Here is a 17,477-nt window from a genome sequence, read left to right on the forward strand (position 1 = left end):
GTGTACATCAGTATTATTTCTGATATAATAAGGGTAGAAAAGCAATCGAGAATAAGAGCAATTTATTTTTTACTGGAAAGGACATACATATGAATCAAAAACAGGCTATTCTTCTGGTCAGCTTCGGCACCAGTTATCTTGACAGCAAGGAAAAAACCATTGACAGAATATTTGAAAAAATCAGAGAAGCATTTCCTGATTACAGGGTTTATCAGGCATGGAGCAGCAAAATTATTATTAAAATCTTAAGGGAAAGAAACCATATCGTTATCCCAACCATTGAGGAAGCCATGGCTGAGATTCTCTCTGACGGCATAAAACGGCTGATTGTGCAGCCCACCCACTTTATCAACGGCATTGAAAATGAAGTGATGGAAGAGCTTGTTCTGCAGCACGGAACAGAAGATATGGATATCAGTTTCGGAAATCCGCTGCTTACCAGTACAAAAGATCAGAAAGCAGTGCTTCAGGCAGTAATCCGGGAATTCTCCCATCTTCCCCAGGATGAGGCCCTGGTGTATATGGGACACGGAACCACCCACCATGCCAACGCTGTGTATGCCGCCCTGGATTATATGCTGAAAGATATGGGCTGTCCCAATTTCTTTATGGGCACGGTGGAGGCTTACCCTGACCTGGACGCCCTAATCCGCCAGGTGTCAAGAACCAATGCCCAGAAAGTCCATCTTGCCCCCTTTATGCTGGTAGCCGGAGATCACGCCAATCACGATATGGCCGGAAAGCAGGAGGATTCCTGGAAGTCCCAGTTTGAGGCCGCCGGGTATGAAGTGGAATGCCATTTGAAGGGGCTTGGGGAATCTGAAGAAATTCAGGATATTTATCTGGAGCATTTGCGAAATGCCATGGAAATACTGAAAATACCAATGAACCAGCGTGCCGCTCTTTACACCGGACTTACAAAAGGCAATTAATCCTGTTTGCCTGAGGCACTGAAAAAGAACCCTATGGGAATCAAGATTCCTGATTGCCATGGGGTTCTTCTCACTTTATCATCATACGATTATCATACGAAATCTTTTAGTATACAAAAACAGCCACGCCAAATGCCGGCAGCGGATAAGCAAAAGAGAAGGGCCTGTTATCGCATTCCTGCTTTTCTGCTTTATATACCAACGGACGCTTTACGCCTTCGCCTCCGTACTTCTTATCATCACTGTTCAGAATCAGTTTATACTGCTTTTTCAGCGGTACGCCAACCCGGTAATCCTCCCGTTCCACCGGAGTAAAGTTGCAGACAAACAGAAGATTGTTTTTTCCGTTCCGGCTTTTTCTTACAAAGCTGAAAATACTGCGGAAATTGTCATCTGCATTGATCCATTCAAAATTCTCGAAACTGGTATCCGCCTCATACATGGCAGGATATTTCGTATAAATATGGAGCAGTTCTTTTACAAAGGTCTGAAGCTGAAGATGCTCCGGCTCTGCCAGCAGGAACCAGTCCAGTTCCCTTTCTTCACTCCACTCCCGAAGCTGTCCGAATTCCTGTCCCATAAACAGAAGCTTTTTCCCGGGATACCCCATCATAAAGCCGTAGCCCGCCTTTAAGTTAGAGAACTTATCCTTGCCTTCTCCCGGCATTTTATTGATCATGGAACATTTCAAATGTACCACCTCGTCATGAGATAACACCAGAATATAATTTTCACTGTGGTTATAACTCATGGCAAAGGTCATCTTGTTATGATTGTCTTTCCGGAAATAAGGATCTAACTTCATGTAATCCAGGAAATCATGCATCCATCCCATATTCCATTTATAGCTGAAATTCAGTCCGTCATCTTCCACCGTACCGGTTACCCTGGGCCATGCGGTAGACTCTTCTGCAATCATAACAGTTCCCGGATTTCTGCCCAGAATCAGGGTATTAATATGTTTGAAAAATTCAATTGCTTCCAGATTCTTATTGTCGCCGTATTTATTGGCTACCCACTGCCCGTCCTGTTTGCCGTAATCCAGATAGAGCATGGAAGCCACGGCATCCACCCGAAGGCCGTCTACATGGTAATGCTCCACCCACATCAATGCGCTGCCGATAAGGAAATTTTTCACTTCATTTTTGGCATAGTCAAAAATCTTGGTGCCCCAGTCCGGATGCTCCCCTTTCCTGGTATCAGCATATTCATACAGGCAGGTTCCGTCAAACTCTGCAAGGCCATGGGCGTCTCTTGGGAAATGAGCCGGTACCCAGTCTAAAATAACGCCGATGCCGTGTTTATGCAGGTAATCTACCAGATAGGCAAAATCTGCAGGCGTTCCATACCGGGAAGTAGGCGCATAATATCCTGTCACCTGATACCCCCAGGAGCCGTCGAAAGGATATTCTGAAATTCCCATCAGCTCCACATGGGTGTATCCCATTTCTTTCACATATTCTGCCAGTTTGACTGCAAACTCCCGGTAAGTATAAAATCCTTCATCCTCTCTGCCCGGATGACGCATCCAGGAACCGGGATGCACCTCATAGATTGCCATTGGCTGAGTATGGACATCTTTGCAGGCTTTGCGTTTTTCCATCCACTTGGTATCTGTCCACTTAAATGCGTTAATGTCTGCCACTGCCGAAGCATTGCCCGGACGCAGCTCAGCATAATTTGCAAATGGATCTGCCTTATAAAGTTTATTTCCCTCAGGAGTCTCAATGTAGAATTTGTACAAATCCCCTTCTTTCACTCCCGGAATAAACAGTTCAAAGATCCCCATGGGCTCTAAGCGTTTCATTTCATTTTCATTTTCTTTCCATTCATTGAAATCTCCAATAACAGAAACTTTAGCGGCATTAGGCGCCCAAACCGCAAAATACACGCCTTTTTTACCCTTCTCTGTAATGGGATGCGCACCTAATTTCTTGTAGATGTCATAATGTGTTGCCTGTCCAAAATAGTACATGTCTAAATCTGAAAAACGTTCCATAGCTACCACTCCTGTTTTTTCTTATTTTATTCTTCAAAATCTTTTTCTCGCAGATATAAATACCCTTCCGGGCTGAATTTTTTTCCTCCGAATAACTTCTTAAATCCACCTCTTTCCGCACTGCTGATAGCCATATCCACAATTTCTTTCACCTCTGTCAACGTCGTGGCCTCATCCAGCTTTTGTATGTTGCTGATACGGTTATAAAGTGCTAATATTCCCATATCATCAATTTCACATTCCTGCTCAAAAGCATATGCTTTCGCAAACTCCACCAGTTCGTCACTGGTAAAAACAGGTATCTTAATCCGTTCTGTAAATTTTTTTGCAAAATTTGCATCCAGGCTTAAAGCCTTTTCAATCCCTTTTCTGGTATCCTCCAGAATAAACAGAAGTCCGTCCGTATCCTGATCCATCAAAAGGGCCAGTCTGGTGGCTGTTTCCTGAGAAATCTCTCCTGCCCGCTCAATGATGAGATAACCTCCTGCTATTTTCTTAATTAATTGACTTAAATCCTTCTGGTTCAGGGATTCTCCTGTAATCTTTCCTACTTTTCCCTCGGGATGGCCGCCGCTCTTTTGAACGGCCTTGATAATATCGGTGGCCAACACGGTTTTCCCGCTGCCCCGGCCGCCCATAATCAGGATATTTCCGGTACCGGAACTGCCGCCTTTTCCTTTTCTATGTAAAACCCCCTCCAAGACCTGGCAAAGCTGCTGCTCCATCCCTGTAACCGGCACAAAATAAGAGAAAATCTCTTTCTGCTCTTCACTCAGTTTCCGGGTGGGCTCTTCTTCCGGCGCAATTCCTATCTCAGATACAAACAGCGTTTCCTCCGGTTCCAGTGTCACTTCGGGAATGGGAAGCTCTTCCGGTATCGGCTCCGGTTCTGGAACATACTCTTCTTTCCGCTCCAGTTCTACTTTAGGAAGCTGATTTTTTTCTTCCCTGGAAGCTTTTGCCGCCCGAAATGCAGATTCCAGATAGCTTTCGGCATCTTTTTTACTGGGAGGAGCCTCCGGCTCCTCAGAAACCGCTGTTGGCGTCTCTGGCTGTTTGGGCACTCCCGGCTGCATGGGCGATCCTGACTGCACAGGCATTTCCGGCTGCATTCCTGGTTGCACAGGCACCCTCGGCTGCGTCTCTGGCTGTCTGGGTACTCCTGACTGTACGGGTATTCCTGGCTGCACAGGCATTCCTGGTTGCGTTCCTGGCTGCACAGGCATTCCTGGTTGCACAGGCATTCCTGGCTGTACAGGCATTCCTGGTTGCGTTCCTGGCTGCATAGGCATTTCTGGCAACGCTTCGGGCTGTTTGGGCATTCCTGCCGGCGGATTCACTGCTTTTGACATATCCGGCGGATTCGGCGCTCCCGGCTGTTTGGGCACTGCCGGTAAAGCAGCCGGCTCCCGGATTACATGTTCCGGTAACACTTCCGGTTCTTTCATTACATGTTCCGGTAACACTTCCGGTTCTTTCATTACATGTTCCGGTACAACCTCTGCCACTCCCGCTGAATTACCCTGGGACAGTTTCTGTTTCTGTGAAAAACCTTTTATCGGATAGCCTGCTCTGGCCAGGGCGCTTTCCGGCGGATATCCTTCTTCCAGAAAACTTTCCGGTGTATAACTGTTTCTTCCTGCAGCCCCTTTCGGCAAATCACTACTCCTGTCTGCCGTTTCTTTCGGCAGATCACTATTGCTGTCCGCCGTTTCCTTCGGCAGATTTCCCTGGTTCTGGGCCTGCTCCTCGAAAGAGATTTCCGGTTCCCCTGGCTGCACTCCAATTGAAGCCTCTCCATTGGCTGCCAATGTCTGCTGTTCTGGTTCTTCCGGCGGAACCATATCAGATTTCATCTCTTTAGAATAGCCTGCCGGCTCCATTCCTGGCTCCGGGATATATCCTGCCGGCTCCATTTCCGGCTCTGGCTCCGAAATATAATTCTCCGGCGGCAGTTCTGGCTCTGGAATATGGCTCTCCGGCTCCATTCCCGTTTCTGAAACATAGCCCACCGGCGGCAGTTCTGCTGCTGATTCCCGAAGATAATCCCCCGGCGGTACGCCCGGTTTTGCCTCCTGCGGATACTCTTCCGGTACATATCCCTGGGGCTCCATTTCCGGCCCTGTTTCCGTCTGATAATATCCTTCCGGCATTATTCCCAATTCTGCACTCTGCACAGCTCCTTCCGGAAGATATCCCTCGGCCTCCATTCCCGGCCCTGCTTCTGTCTGATAATATCCTTCCGGCTCCATTCCTGGTTCTGCAGTCTGTGTATATCCTTCCGGCAGCATTCCTGGTTCTGTCTGATAGTATCCTTCCGAAATCATCCCCGGCTCTGCATTCTGCACATACCCTTCTGATACATATCCTTCCGGCAGCATTCCCCCTTCTGCCTGATAATATCCTTCCGACATTGTTCCAGGCTCCGCAGTCTGCACATACCCTTCCGGTACATATCCCTCAGGCAGCATTCCCGCTTCCGTCTGGTAATATCCTTCCGGCATCGTTCCCGGTTCTGCTCCATATTCCTCCTGCATCAGTTCTGGTTCCGCCTCATCATAGTATTCTTCCTCAGGCAGGAACCCTGCGTCCTGCAGATACCGTTCCGCCAAAAGCTCCTGAGGAGAAACCCCTGCGTTCAGCTTGGGAATAATCTGATTCAGGCGTTCCATTAACTCTTCCGCTTCCTGCAGCGCCCTGGCTTTCGCCGATTCCAGCTTCCTCTGCTGGGCAACTGCCATGGCCACTTCTGCCGCCCGTCTGGTTTTCTCCCATTCTGACAAAACGTCCTCTATCCTGGGCTGCCCGCTGTTTGGAGTCTCCCACCATTCTCCGCCTGAAGCAGTCGGCTGCATCTGACCGTCCCAGTCCTCTGCCAGTAATTCCCTGAAATCCGTCTGCAGAGAACCGTCAATCTCTTCATCCGTCTCGATATGCCCGTATCTTTCTTCTTCGTATTCAATCCCTGCTTCCTCTTCCTGCTGAGGCATCTGCAGATAAGGAATTTCCTCTACAATTTTCTTAATGTTATCCATGGTATCGGAGACTGTTTCCCTGGTACTGGCCTCCATAATCTGCTGCATGCCCTTTGCCAGTTCTTCCTGCAGGTTCATGGTATTAAACCGGCCGGTACTGGCAGCAATATCCGGTATCTCCACGGTCTCATGGATAATTTCTTCTGATTCTATCGTATCTTCCGGCTGCGCTTCGAAGAACTCCCCTCTGCGCATCTTAATCTCCCTGTATTTCTCTTCCTGGTATTTATTCAGGGGCTGATACAGCATCTTAAGCTCCAATGCCCGCTCCACATACTTTCCTTCCCCAATCCACAGCACCAGTTCATCGCATACTTCCACGCAGCGCTCACTGCTGCCTGAACGGTGATAGAGACAGGCCAGTTCAAAAGCCCATTCTTCCGTATATTCCCGCTCCTTGAATTCCTCTAAAATGGCAATCAGCTCTTCAATGGGCAGGCCCTCCAACCGGGCAAGCTGATAGCGAAGCACATATTTCAGATTATCGTATGGAGCGACCTCCAGAAATTCCTCATAATATTCCTTTGCCTCCTCCAGATTCCCCATTTTCATGGAAACCAGCGCAAGGCGGTATATTATGTTCCTTCCCACCGTCGCCCGTTCATATGCCATCAGAAGGATCTCACGGCTGTTCTCATACTGTTTGTTTCTGTCGTATATTTCCCCAACCATACAAAGGGTGGCTGCACTCTTTACTTTTCTCCAATTAATCGTATCTGCAATTTCTGCCGCAGTACTATAATCTTTCTCTTCCACCAGATTTTTCAATTGTTCCAGCTTCAGTTTATATTCATATTTATCCAAACGTTTCACCTCAAAATGATATAAAAGGTATAAAACTCCTAATTATCAACCTGTACCCTATAGTCTACCATAATTCACCCTGAAATGTCAAAATAATATCGCAGGTATCATCCATTTCAGATAATACCTGCGAAACTTAAACCGCTACTTTTTATTTTCTTTTTCCGCTTCTTTTGGAGCTTCCTTTTTCCCCTGGTCTTTTTTCGCCGTTTTCTGTATTTTTACCGGCTGCTCCGGAAAACACACCAGAGTGTTGGTTTCCACATCCAGCTTCTGGGCTTTAATATAACTTCGGGTATCTCTGGGCAGCCGCTTCCGCTTTAAAATGTAATCCAATATTTTCTTGATAATATAAAATACAACCGCAAAAACCGGAACGCCGATAATCATGCCCGGAATACCGAAAATTCCGCCGAAGGTCAGTATGGCAAATACCACCCAGAATGAGGACAATCCGGTGGAATCTCCCAGAATTTTCGGCCCGATGATATTTCCGTCCACCTGCTGCAATACCAGAATAAAAATAACAAAATACAGGCCCTTAATAGGATCTGCCAGCATAATCAAAACTGTGCTGGGCACAGCCCCAAGATAGGGACCGAAAAAGGGAATCACATTGGTTACCCCTACAATTACGCTTACCAGAACACTGTAAGGCATCTTCATAATATACAGGCAGACAAAACAAAGAATCCCGATAATCAGAGAATCCAGTATCTTGCCGGAAATAAATCCGCCGAAAATCTCATTGCTTTTGTGCACGGTATGAATCACTGCATTGGCTTTCTTCCCGGGCAGCAGCGCATAAACGATTTTTTTGCCCTGGCCGATAAAGGATTCCTTGCTCATCAGCACATAGACAGAAATAATAATGCCGATAATCACGTTAAACAACAATTTAACAACTGTGATTACCCCGGTAGTAAGGCCCGTCAGAACATTTTTGGTCTGGGGCAGGAAATCTGTCTGCGCCCATTCCTCAAAAAACTCTGTGCCCTTGATCAGCGCAGTTTCCAGGTAACCGGAAATATTGCTGTCGGAGCTTACATAATCACTGAGCCAGTCCATAAAGCTGTTTACCTGCTTCGGAAGCGTGCCAATCAGCCCATTGATGCTTCTGTACAGCTCCGGAATTACCATCTGCAGCAAAATGCCGATAATAATCAGCACAAACAGCAGCGCGCCCGCCACGCTGACGCCCCTGACCAACCGCTTTGCCTTCCTTTTATTCTTGATCTTCTCCTGCATCACCGGAAGCAGATGACGCTCTTCAAAATTCACAATGGGCGTAACCAGATATGCCAGAACAAATCCAATGGTAATCGGCTGCAGAATCACCGCCAGCTGATCCATCACCTGCGCTACCCCGTGAAAACGGTAGACAAAGAAGAAAAATGAAATACTGGCTGCAATCACCAAAAAGGAAGTCAGCCCTATCGCCAGATAGGGTCTGATATTCCAGTTATTTGTTTCATTGCCTTGTTTTTTTTCCTGTTCATCCAAAATAAAACTTCCTCTTTTCTTACAGGCCGCTTTCCCCTGGCCTGCTATCCTTTATAGTAATTAATGAGGCATCCCTTCAAAATAATCGTCCGTTCATCCTCTGTCAGCTCTCCAAGCCTCAGGGTAAATTCTTTCAGTTCATTGTCTTTTACCACATAGGCGGAAATTTCTGTTTTCTTCTCCTCTACAGCGCTGCGGATATCCGGAATAAAAATATAATCTCCGTTGGCAAAAGGCAGTTCCCCTTCCGGAATCAAAAAGGGCAGCATACCCCAGTTAATCAGATTGGAGCGGTAACGCTTGGTGGCATACTCATTGGCAATATTTGCCCAGCCGCCCAGTACCTTCTGACAGGAAGCCGCCTGTTCCCTGGCGGAGCCGTCTCCCGGCTTTACTGCAAAAATTGTGCTTCCCACGCCCAGTATTCCAGGCCCGTTCTTTTCCCCGAAGGCTTTCTGGGGAAACGCCTGATTGATGGCAGCCATTACCGGCCCCAGTTCCTTCACTGCATCAATGGGACAGGTACCTGCCTCCAGAGCTTTCTGCGCCTTCTGAATCTCCTTGGCGCGCCCCACGTAAGCCGGGTCCTTTCTGGATAAGGTAAACTCTGCCAGACCCAGAGGATTGGAACGGTAAGAAGACGTTTCCCCGGAGGGAATCAGTTCATCCGTGGTGGTCACCGGATCGTGAATCTCAGACACTACCTTCAGCACCATGTGTTCCGGCAGCTCACTCATAGCCGGCCAGTCCTTAATATTGGGGCCGAACCGAACCTCCTGAGAAGGATCTGCCACACCCTTGCTGTCAAAGACGCGGTTTGCATAAATCTGACTGTCAAAGTGATATTTGGGCCCGGAATATTCCACATCCAGCTCCGTAGCTGCCGTCAGATATCCTTTGTTTGCCGCTGTGGCTGCAATGGAACGAGCATCCATCAATGCTACTGACGCAATCTGTCCGCTTTGCAGCTTGCTTCCCTCCCGGTTGGGGAAGTTTCTGGTGGAATGACGGATGGAAAATCCATTATTGCCCGGCGTATCCCCGGCGCCGAAACACGGACCGCAGAATGCCGTTTTCAGCACTGCTCCTGTGGCCATCAGAGAAGCTGCCGCGCCGTTTTTCACCAGTTCCATATAAATCGGCATACTGGCCGGATATACGCTCAGGGTAAATTCATCTGCACCGATGCTGGCGCCCTTTAAAATATCCGCCGCATCGCAGATATTTTCAAATCCGCCTCCGGCGCATCCTGCAATAATTCCCTGATCCACATAGAGTTTTCCATTTCTCACTTTATCTTTTAAGGAGAATTCCACAGCGCCGTCCAGGCTCACCTGAGCCTTTTTCTCACAGTCCTCTAAAATATCCATTAAATTCTGATTCAGTTCCTCAATGGTATACGTATTGCTCGGATGGAACGGCATGGCGATCATGGGTTTCACCTGATCCAGATCCACTTCAATCATTCCGTCATAATATGCAACCTGTCCCGGATTCAGTTCTTTATAATCTTCCGTCCGCCCGTGAATCTCATAAAATTCCCGGATAACGTCGTCGGTCTGCCAGATGGAGGACAGACAGGTGGTCTCTGTGGTCATAACGTCCACGCCGATTCTGAAATCCGCGCTTAAACCGGAAACTCCCGGCCCCACAAATTCCATAACTTTATTATTGACATAACCGTTGGCAAATACTGCGCCGATAATGGCAAGAGCCACGTCCTGAGGCCCCACGCCCCGTCTTGGCTTTCCGGTAAGGTAAACCCCTACCACTCCGGGCATATTGATATCATAAGTCTTATTTAACAGCTGTTTTACCAATTCCGGCCCGCCTTCGCCCATTGCCATGGTGCCCAATGCGCCGTATCTGGTATGGGAATCGGAACCCAGAATCATTCTGCCGCCGCCTGCCAGCATTTCTCTGGCGTACTGATGTATGACTGCCTGATGAGGCGGTACATAGACGCCGCCGTACTTCTTGGCGCAGCTGAGTCCAAACATATGATCATCCTCATTGATGGTTCCTCCCACCGCACACAGAGAATTATGGCAGTTGGTCAGCACATAGGGAACCGGAAATTTCTCCAGTCCGGAAGCCCTGGCCGTCTGAATAATCCCCACAAAAGTAATGTCATGGGACGTCAGCCTGTCGAACTTGATTTTCAGTTTCTCCATATTGCCTGAGGTATTGTGAGCTTTCAGAATGCCATAGGCAATGGTATTTTCGGCCGCCTGATCTCTGGTCACGGAATTTCCTGTCTCTGCCTGTATCGCTGCAGCCGCCTGGCTGTTTTCCTCAATCAAAGACGTTCCATTTACCAGATACACACCGCCGTCGTGTAATGTTATCATGTGATTTCCTCCTGTTTTCTCTCAATTCATACTCTATCTAAAACCATTATAACCATTTTATCAAATAAATTCCTTAATTTTCCGGTGCAGAAGCTTCATCTCCACCGGCTTTGTCAGATATTCGTTCATTCCGATCTTTTTGGCATGCTGACTGTCTCCCGGAGACACATTGGCTGTCAGCGCCATAATCGGCACAGTTCCGGCGTCCTCCCGCTCCAGTGCGCGTATTTCCCGGGTCGCGGTCAGCCCGTCCATTACAGGCATTCGGATATCCATCAGCACAAGCTGATACCATCCCGGCTCGGAATTTTTAAACTTCTCCACCGCAATCAGGCCGTTCTCCGCCGCATCCACTTCCAGATTCCAGCTCTCCAAAAACGTCTGAACAATTTCCAGATTAATTTCATTATCTTCCACTACCAGTACCCGCTGTCCCTGGAATACCTGGGAAAAGTCATATTCCTCTTCCTGAATATCTTCTTTCCTGTCCTCTTTCAGAAGTTTAAACGGCAGCTCCACCACAAAGGTGGTTCCTTTCTTCCGCCTGCTTTTAAAGCGGATGGTTCCGCCCATCAGCTGAACCAGGCTTCTGGTTATGGGAAGCCCAAGGCCGCTGCCTTCAAAAACCCTGCCTTCCGTGGAACACTCCTGCTCAAAAGGCTCAAACAATACCTTCTGGAACTCTTCACTCATGCCGATTCCGTTATCTGAAACGGTAACCTTAAGCAGAACTTCATCTCCCTTCCCTGGGAGCTGCTCTGCTTTCATGGAAATCCTTCCGCCTTCCAAGGTATACGAAACTGCATTGCTCAAAAGATTAAAAAGGATCTGGTTCAGACGCAAATCATCTCCTAAATATGCGTCCGCCACATGCTCGTCTACTGAAATCTCCAGTGTCTGGTTCCTTTCCTCTGTCTGAAGGGAAAACATTTCCTTCAATTCCTGTATCAGTTCCCGAACATAGAATTTCTTTTCTGCAATGGCAAGCTTTCCGCTCTCTAATTTGGACATATCCAGAATATCGTTAATTTTAGACAGCAGAAAACGTGTGGAAAGTCCCATTTTTTCCAGACAATCCCGCACTTTTTCCGGATTTCTCAGATTCGTGGAAGCAATATTCGACATCCCCATAATGGCATTAATGGGAGTACGGATGTCATGGGACATTCGGGATATAAAATCCGTTTTGGCCCGGTTTGCCCGCTTTGCAGCTTCCAGGGCTGTTTTCATCTGTTCTTCCATCTTCTTGCGTTCATCTATGTTCCGGCTCAGGGAAATCTGCATCACATCCTCGCCGTATGGATTCTCGACGCGGATCACATGAGTATCGGTCCAGTGATAGTTCCCGTCATCTCCTCTCTGCCTGTGAGCCATATATCTGGAATTTCCTCCCGAATCATACAATTTCAGCAGGCTGTCCCTGCTGAATTTATTCAGAAATTCCTCCCTGTAATCCGGATGCATACTCTTTGCGCCGGCAGCTATCAAATCGTCAAATTTACCGGAAATCGGCGCGCAATGACTGTCAAAATCCGCATATTCCACCATAAAATATGTATTTTGCGTCAGGTTAATCGAAATTACCATTGTATAAATCTGGGAGAGGGCCACCTGCATCTGCATTCTTCTGAGTATCGTCCCCTGATCCAGCTTTTCTATCGGATGGCTGCAGACAGACACCACATAGGCCGGAATCCTGTCCTCCCACATCACCTCTACAGCGCTGATGTCCACGAATTTCCCAAAAGGCAGATCATAGCTGGTAATAGTACAGCTCTCTTTTCCCTCCATGCTGCAGGCAGGACAATGTTTGTGATCGCATTTCCACACCTCATCACAGATGTCTCCCGGCTGAATGGAATGCTTGATGTTTTTCAACCGTTCATTTACATATAATATTTCATGGCTGCCCTGTGCAGTAACGAAAATAGAAGCTCCTGCGATACCATCCAGCACACGTTCCAACTGGCTTATTTTTTTCATAATCCCACCATTCCTCTTAAAATGCGAAAATTTAACCGCATTCTGCGCTGTTTTGTTACCTGAATATATAGATATTCTTATTATAGAGCCTTTTGTCCGTTACTGCAATAAAAATTTCCCTTTTTCCGCGTCCAGTTCTTCGCAAAACCTTACTGAAGATTTATGCTTCATCCCCCGGCAGTTTTAATAGTTCCGGCTCCTGGGGAAAACAGATTGTGACTTTGAATAAATCTCCGTCCAGATAAATTTCAAAGGTTCCGTTCATCAGGGAAGTGAGGCTTTTTGCAATGGACAGCCCAAGGCCGCTGCCTTCTGTGCTCCTTGAAATATCACCCCGGATAAACCGCTCCGTCAGTTCCTCCGCCTGAATATTCAGAGGATTTTCAGAAATATTTTTAATGGAAAACCTGACCTGGCTTCCGTCTGCTTCCATGTCCACATAAACCCTGGTAGATTCCATGGCATATTTTGCCACATTGCTGTAAACATTTTCCAATACCCGCCAGATCCGCCTGCCGTCTGCCAGAATCACCACTGCACCTCTGGGCAGCTTATTGACCACCGTAAGGTTTCTTGCTTCAAATCTTTCGTCAAACTCTCCTTCTGTCTGATGCACCAGTTCCACCAGATTAATCCGTTCCATTTCCAGTTTGATATTTCCTGAACTGACCTTGGACGCTTCCACCAGATCCTCCGTCAGCTGCTTCAACCTCTGGGATTTACTGTCTAACACTGCAATATAGCCCTGTACCCGCTCATTCTGCAGATCTTCTCTTTTCAGCAAGTCCACATAATTGATAATGGAAGTCAGCGGCGTCTTAATGTCATGGGAAACATTGGTGATCAAATCCGTTTTCAGATGTTCATTCCTCACACTGTCATCCACCGCGTGAAACAGTCCGTCTCCGATGGTGTTTACCGCTTCCGCTACGCATTTGTTGTCTCCGCTTAAATCTTCCAGGGCAATTTTATATTCCAGATCCCCGCCGGAAATCCTGCGGATACCCTCGATGACTTTATTGCGCTGCACGCCTTCCCGGATAATCAGCACCGCCTCTACACAGGAAAGCAGTAAAAAAGCCAATGTAAATACCATTGTCGTATTTTCATTGTATAAATCACTATATAAGTAATTCAAAAGCCCGGACAACATTCCGAAGCAAATCACCAAATGGATTCCAAACAGAATCAGCATTTTGGAAGAGGATTTTCTGGTAATAAACAACAGTCCGATTCCCCGCACAAACCATCGGAGCATACTCCTCCTCCACAGAATTCCCGCGCGAATCCGCCGTACAAAACTCAGATAGAACATTGAAAAAGCCGCCGCGCTGAAAAATGAGACGGCGCCGGACACCATCATAAGCCCTGCCAGTTCTTCGCTGCTGAACTGATAAAAAATCCATCCAAACATCAGAAAACAGAAAATTCCGGCCAGAACCACCAGAACATACAAAATTTCCGTAGGCAGACGATCAAAGAGGTTCAGATGCACCTTCTCATCCCCGTCTCTTTTCCCTGCCGCCATGCTGAGATAAATCAGGCAGACCAGACAAATGAGAATACTGACCACCACTCCCATTAAGCTGATAAAAATCCAGGGCCGCATCCCGGTAAACTCATCTCTTGCCTTCTTAAATTCATCTTCGTTGGGATAAGAGGTATCCACACAGATAAACAAAACATTTCCCTTGCCTCCGTATTTTGGCTCCAGGAAACTGTAAAATACATCTTCCATCCCTTTGACATTTGTCTCCAGCCGAATGTCATTTTCCCGGTAATACACATATTTCCCTTTTTCTGCGCCATATTCGGCAAATCCCATATTCAGCGGTTCCCGGATATTGGTATAGATGGCGTCTTCGCTTCCCCGGCTGAGCCAGTAAGAAACATTCGTTCCGTTCTCTGAAAGATTATACAGGTTCATGCATCTTTTATACTGGTTGATTTCCCCGCCGATATTGCTGAGCGTATATTCCAGCGCAGCATATGCACTGCACATCCGGTTCATGGAACACTCGCCCTTCATAAAACTTTCCCAGATGCCCCTGCCTCCTACCGGCAGATAATCTTCCACGATAAATTCATAATTTGAAACGATATTCATGTCCGGCATATCCATGCTTTTCAATAGCAGAATCAGTTCCTCTCCATCCAAATCATATAATTTGCCGTTTCGGACTTTTCGGATAATTTTTTCCAGTGTTTTTTCTTCTTCCGCCTCTGTTTCGGCGTAATCTGTATCGGCCTCTGTTTCAGCGTAATCTGTATCGGCCTCTTCCGAAAGCTCCTGGTTGGAGCTGACGGCTGTATCGGAAGATTTCCTTTCCTCCTGGATTCCCATAACGCTGTAAGAACCGCCGTAATAATGCTCTACATTCTGAACGACAATTTCCTGCAGCTCTGCGGTCATTTCTTCCAGAGAAGAGATTGTCTTTTCCCCGCTCAAAATAGAAACCCCGTCCCGGTATATATTCTGCTTTAAGTGGATTCCCTGGTCAATGGTGTATTCTGAAATAAAATCATAAGACGCCATCCGGTAATCCCGCGACCACTCGGACAAATCTCCCAGATAATACCGCAAGCGGCTCTCATCTTTGCCTTTTCCTGACCGGCCGGTGATTTCCTGATTATTGTAATAATTCCAGATGGACACTTCCTTTTCCGTATCATAGCTTCCGTCCGTTTCAAATTTTTTCCTCAAATTGATAACATTCAGAATTTCTTCTGCTGAATTCTGGAATTTTGAGGAAAAATAACTGGAAGATTCAAACGATGCATTTCTCAAATCTCCAAAATCCAGAATATCTTTTTGAAACAGCACGGCCAGCATAATCACAGACAGCACCAGCGTCACGGAAAACACAAGCTGCGCTGCAGCTGCCAGAATTTTCAGGCCGGCAGAATATCGAGTCTTTGTCACTTTACCACCGCTTTCATTTCTTATCATTATTTTGATTTTTCTATTTTGTAGCCTACGCCCCAGACCACTTTCAGATATCTGGGTTCTTTGGGATTGATTTCTATTTTTTCCCTGATATGGCGTATATGCACTGCCACGGTATTGTCTGCGCCGATGGCGTCCTCGTTCCATATACTTTCATATATCTGGTTAATAGAAAAAACTTTTCCCTGATTTTTCACCAACAGCAGCAAAATATTGTACTCAATGGGCGTAAGCTTCACCAACGCATCGTCCACGGTAACTTCTTTCAGCTCGTCATTAATCATCAATCCGCCTACCTGATATACCCGCTTGCTGCTTTCTGCCGCATTGCCCAGCTGGGTGTAGCGGCGAAGCTGGGACTTGACCCTTGCCACCAGCTCCAGGGGATTAAAAGGCTTGGTTACATAATCGTCCGCGCCGATATTCAGCCCCAGGATCTTGTCCGCATCTTCTGATTTGGCGGACAGAATGATGATGGGAATGCTGCTTTCCTCCCGAATCTTCAATGTTGCCCGGATACCGTCTAATCTTGGCATCATCACATCAATAATCAGAAGGTGCACTTCGTTTTCCTTCAAAACCTGCAATGCCTGTTCCCCATCGTAGGCTTTCAAAATACGATACCCTTCCTGCTGCAGATAAATTTCAATAGCGTCTACAATTTCCCTGTCATCATCACAAACCAGAATACTTTTCATTTCCTTCACCTCGTTTTATCGTTGGAATTGCCGTCTGTTCATTATAACCTGAGGAAAGCCAGATGGCAATATTCCGGCGGACAATGTGCCAAAAATCTCCTGCCGCAGCGTATATAATGCTTCAGGTGAATGAGAATCTGTATTCAAAACCCTCTCAGGAGGTATGTCCGGGCATCATTTTAATGACTACAGTATAGCAACTGAATGTTAAGTTATGGATGGGAAAATTATTAAGATTTTTTGAAATTAGGCCCGGGACGGTTTCCCACAGGTTGATGTATACTGGGGAAACATGTTATAATATTGTCATTACTCGGACGCACTGCAGAGAATTTTGTTTTTAGGAGGATGTGATTACATGAGATTAGCAGAACAGGAACATAAACGAACAGAAAAAATAAACGGTGTACTCTATAACATGTCTCCTGCCCCTAACTTCCGTCATGGAATTATCAGCAACAACATTAATAAACGGATATCCTATGGCTTAGAAAACAGCCTTTGTCTTGTATTTATGGGAAATCTGGATTTTAAATACCATCCGGATGAAAATGACGATTATTTATGCCCAGATCTTATGATTATTTGCGACCGAAAACAATTAAAGGGAAGTTCTTACAGCGGGCTTCCAAAATTCATTGCAGAAATCTTAAGCCCCTCTACGGCAAAACGGGACAGAACAGAAAAAAAAGACATCTATGAAAAAGCCGGAGTTTCGGAATATTGGATCGTTTCACCTCAGGGTTCCATGGAAATCTATTATCTGAGAGATGGAAACTATATGTTAGAACAGAGTTATATGCTTCAAAATGAACCGGACGAGGAAGAGTATAATGCAGAAACGGAAATATGCCTGAGAGAATTCCCTCATATTACAATGACCTTGGGCGATATATTTTCCGGGTTGGAATAAAGCAGCGTTAAATTACTGAAATATTCCAAAAAGTGTCATAATTTTACCTTTTTAATTGTCATAGTAGATGGAGTATGAATTCAGATAGATTTTTCAGCAAACACTGAAAAGGGTATAAAGGGGGCCGCCGGAGCATGTAATTTACAAGCAATATAGATTGTGAAAACCAACCCTTCACAATCTATATTGCCAAAAATCTGCCATTTCCCGACGGCCCCTTCTTTAGACTTTAACTCCTGCATCGCAAATGAATCTGCTTTGGTATATTCTCACTGCTTTCTCCCAAAAAGGAACCGTTTCTCCTTCTTCTCA

9 protein-coding genes are annotated in these 17,477 nt (G+C 46.4%); 2 read left to right on the plus strand and 7 right to left on the minus strand.

All coding sequences use genetic code 11. The features are described from left to right. Window positions 1-89: 89 nt before the first annotated feature. Entirely contained in the window at window positions 90-932 is an 843-nt protein-coding gene (locus tag ACTO17_RS11125) for a sirohydrochlorin cobaltochelatase (RefSeq protein WP_482557989.1), read from the plus strand. Window positions 933-1,038: 106 nt separating this feature from the next. Here the strand turns inward: ACTO17_RS11125 and glgB are convergent, their stop codons facing one another. From glgB to ACTO17_RS11160, 7 genes are all read right to left on the minus strand, one after another. Further along, entirely contained in the window at window positions 1,039-2,931 is a 1,893-nt protein-coding gene (gene glgB, locus ACTO17_RS11130) for a 1,4-alpha-glucan branching protein GlgB (protein ID WP_482557990.1), read from the minus strand. A 26-nt stretch (window positions 2,932-2,957) separates the two neighbouring features. Then, a complete protein-coding gene (locus ACTO17_RS11135) occupies window positions 2,958-6,770 on the minus strand; it encodes a hypothetical protein (RefSeq protein ID WP_482557991.1) in 3,813 nt (1,270 codons plus the stop codon). 144 nt (window positions 6,771-6,914) lie between these two features. After that, window positions 6,915-8,273 carry an AI-2E family transporter gene (locus ACTO17_RS11140; protein ID WP_482557992.1) on the minus strand — a complete coding sequence of 453 codons (1,359 nt, stop codon included), beginning with the start codon at window positions 8,271-8,273 and terminating at the stop codon, window positions 6,915-6,917. Between the two features lie 44 nt (window positions 8,274-8,317). After that, entirely contained in the window at window positions 8,318-10,624 is a 2,307-nt protein-coding gene (locus ACTO17_RS11145) for a hydratase (protein ID WP_172537090.1), read from the minus strand. Window positions 10,625-10,684: 60 nt separating this feature from the next. Continuing rightward, on the minus strand, window positions 10,685-12,607 hold the full coding sequence (locus ACTO17_RS11150) for a hybrid sensor histidine kinase/response regulator (RefSeq protein ID WP_482557993.1): 1,923 nt from the start codon (window positions 12,605-12,607) through the stop codon (window positions 10,685-10,687). A 160-nt stretch (window positions 12,608-12,767) separates the two neighbouring features. After that, the gene (locus ACTO17_RS11155) at window positions 12,768-15,557 is read right to left on the minus strand and encodes a histidine kinase dimerization/phospho-acceptor domain-containing protein (RefSeq protein ID WP_482557994.1); all 2,790 of its coding nucleotides are present in this window, start codon (window positions 15,555-15,557) and stop codon (window positions 12,768-12,770) included. Then, window positions 15,557-16,252, minus strand: coding sequence for a response regulator transcription factor (locus ACTO17_RS11160; RefSeq protein WP_482557995.1), 696 nt, complete (start codon window positions 16,250-16,252; stop codon window positions 15,557-15,559). Before ACTO17_RS11160 ends, ACTO17_RS11155 begins: the two co-directional genes overlap by 1 nt. 358 nt (window positions 16,253-16,610) lie before the next feature. Here ACTO17_RS11160 and ACTO17_RS11165 point away from each other — a divergent pair, with 358 nt between their 5' ends. Continuing rightward, on the plus strand, window positions 16,611-17,165 hold the full coding sequence (locus ACTO17_RS11165) for a Uma2 family endonuclease (protein ID WP_482557996.1): 555 nt from the start codon (window positions 16,611-16,613) through the stop codon (window positions 17,163-17,165). Window positions 17,166-17,477: the final 312 nt, after the last annotated feature.

Source organism: Petralouisia sp., from assembly GCF_056822245.1.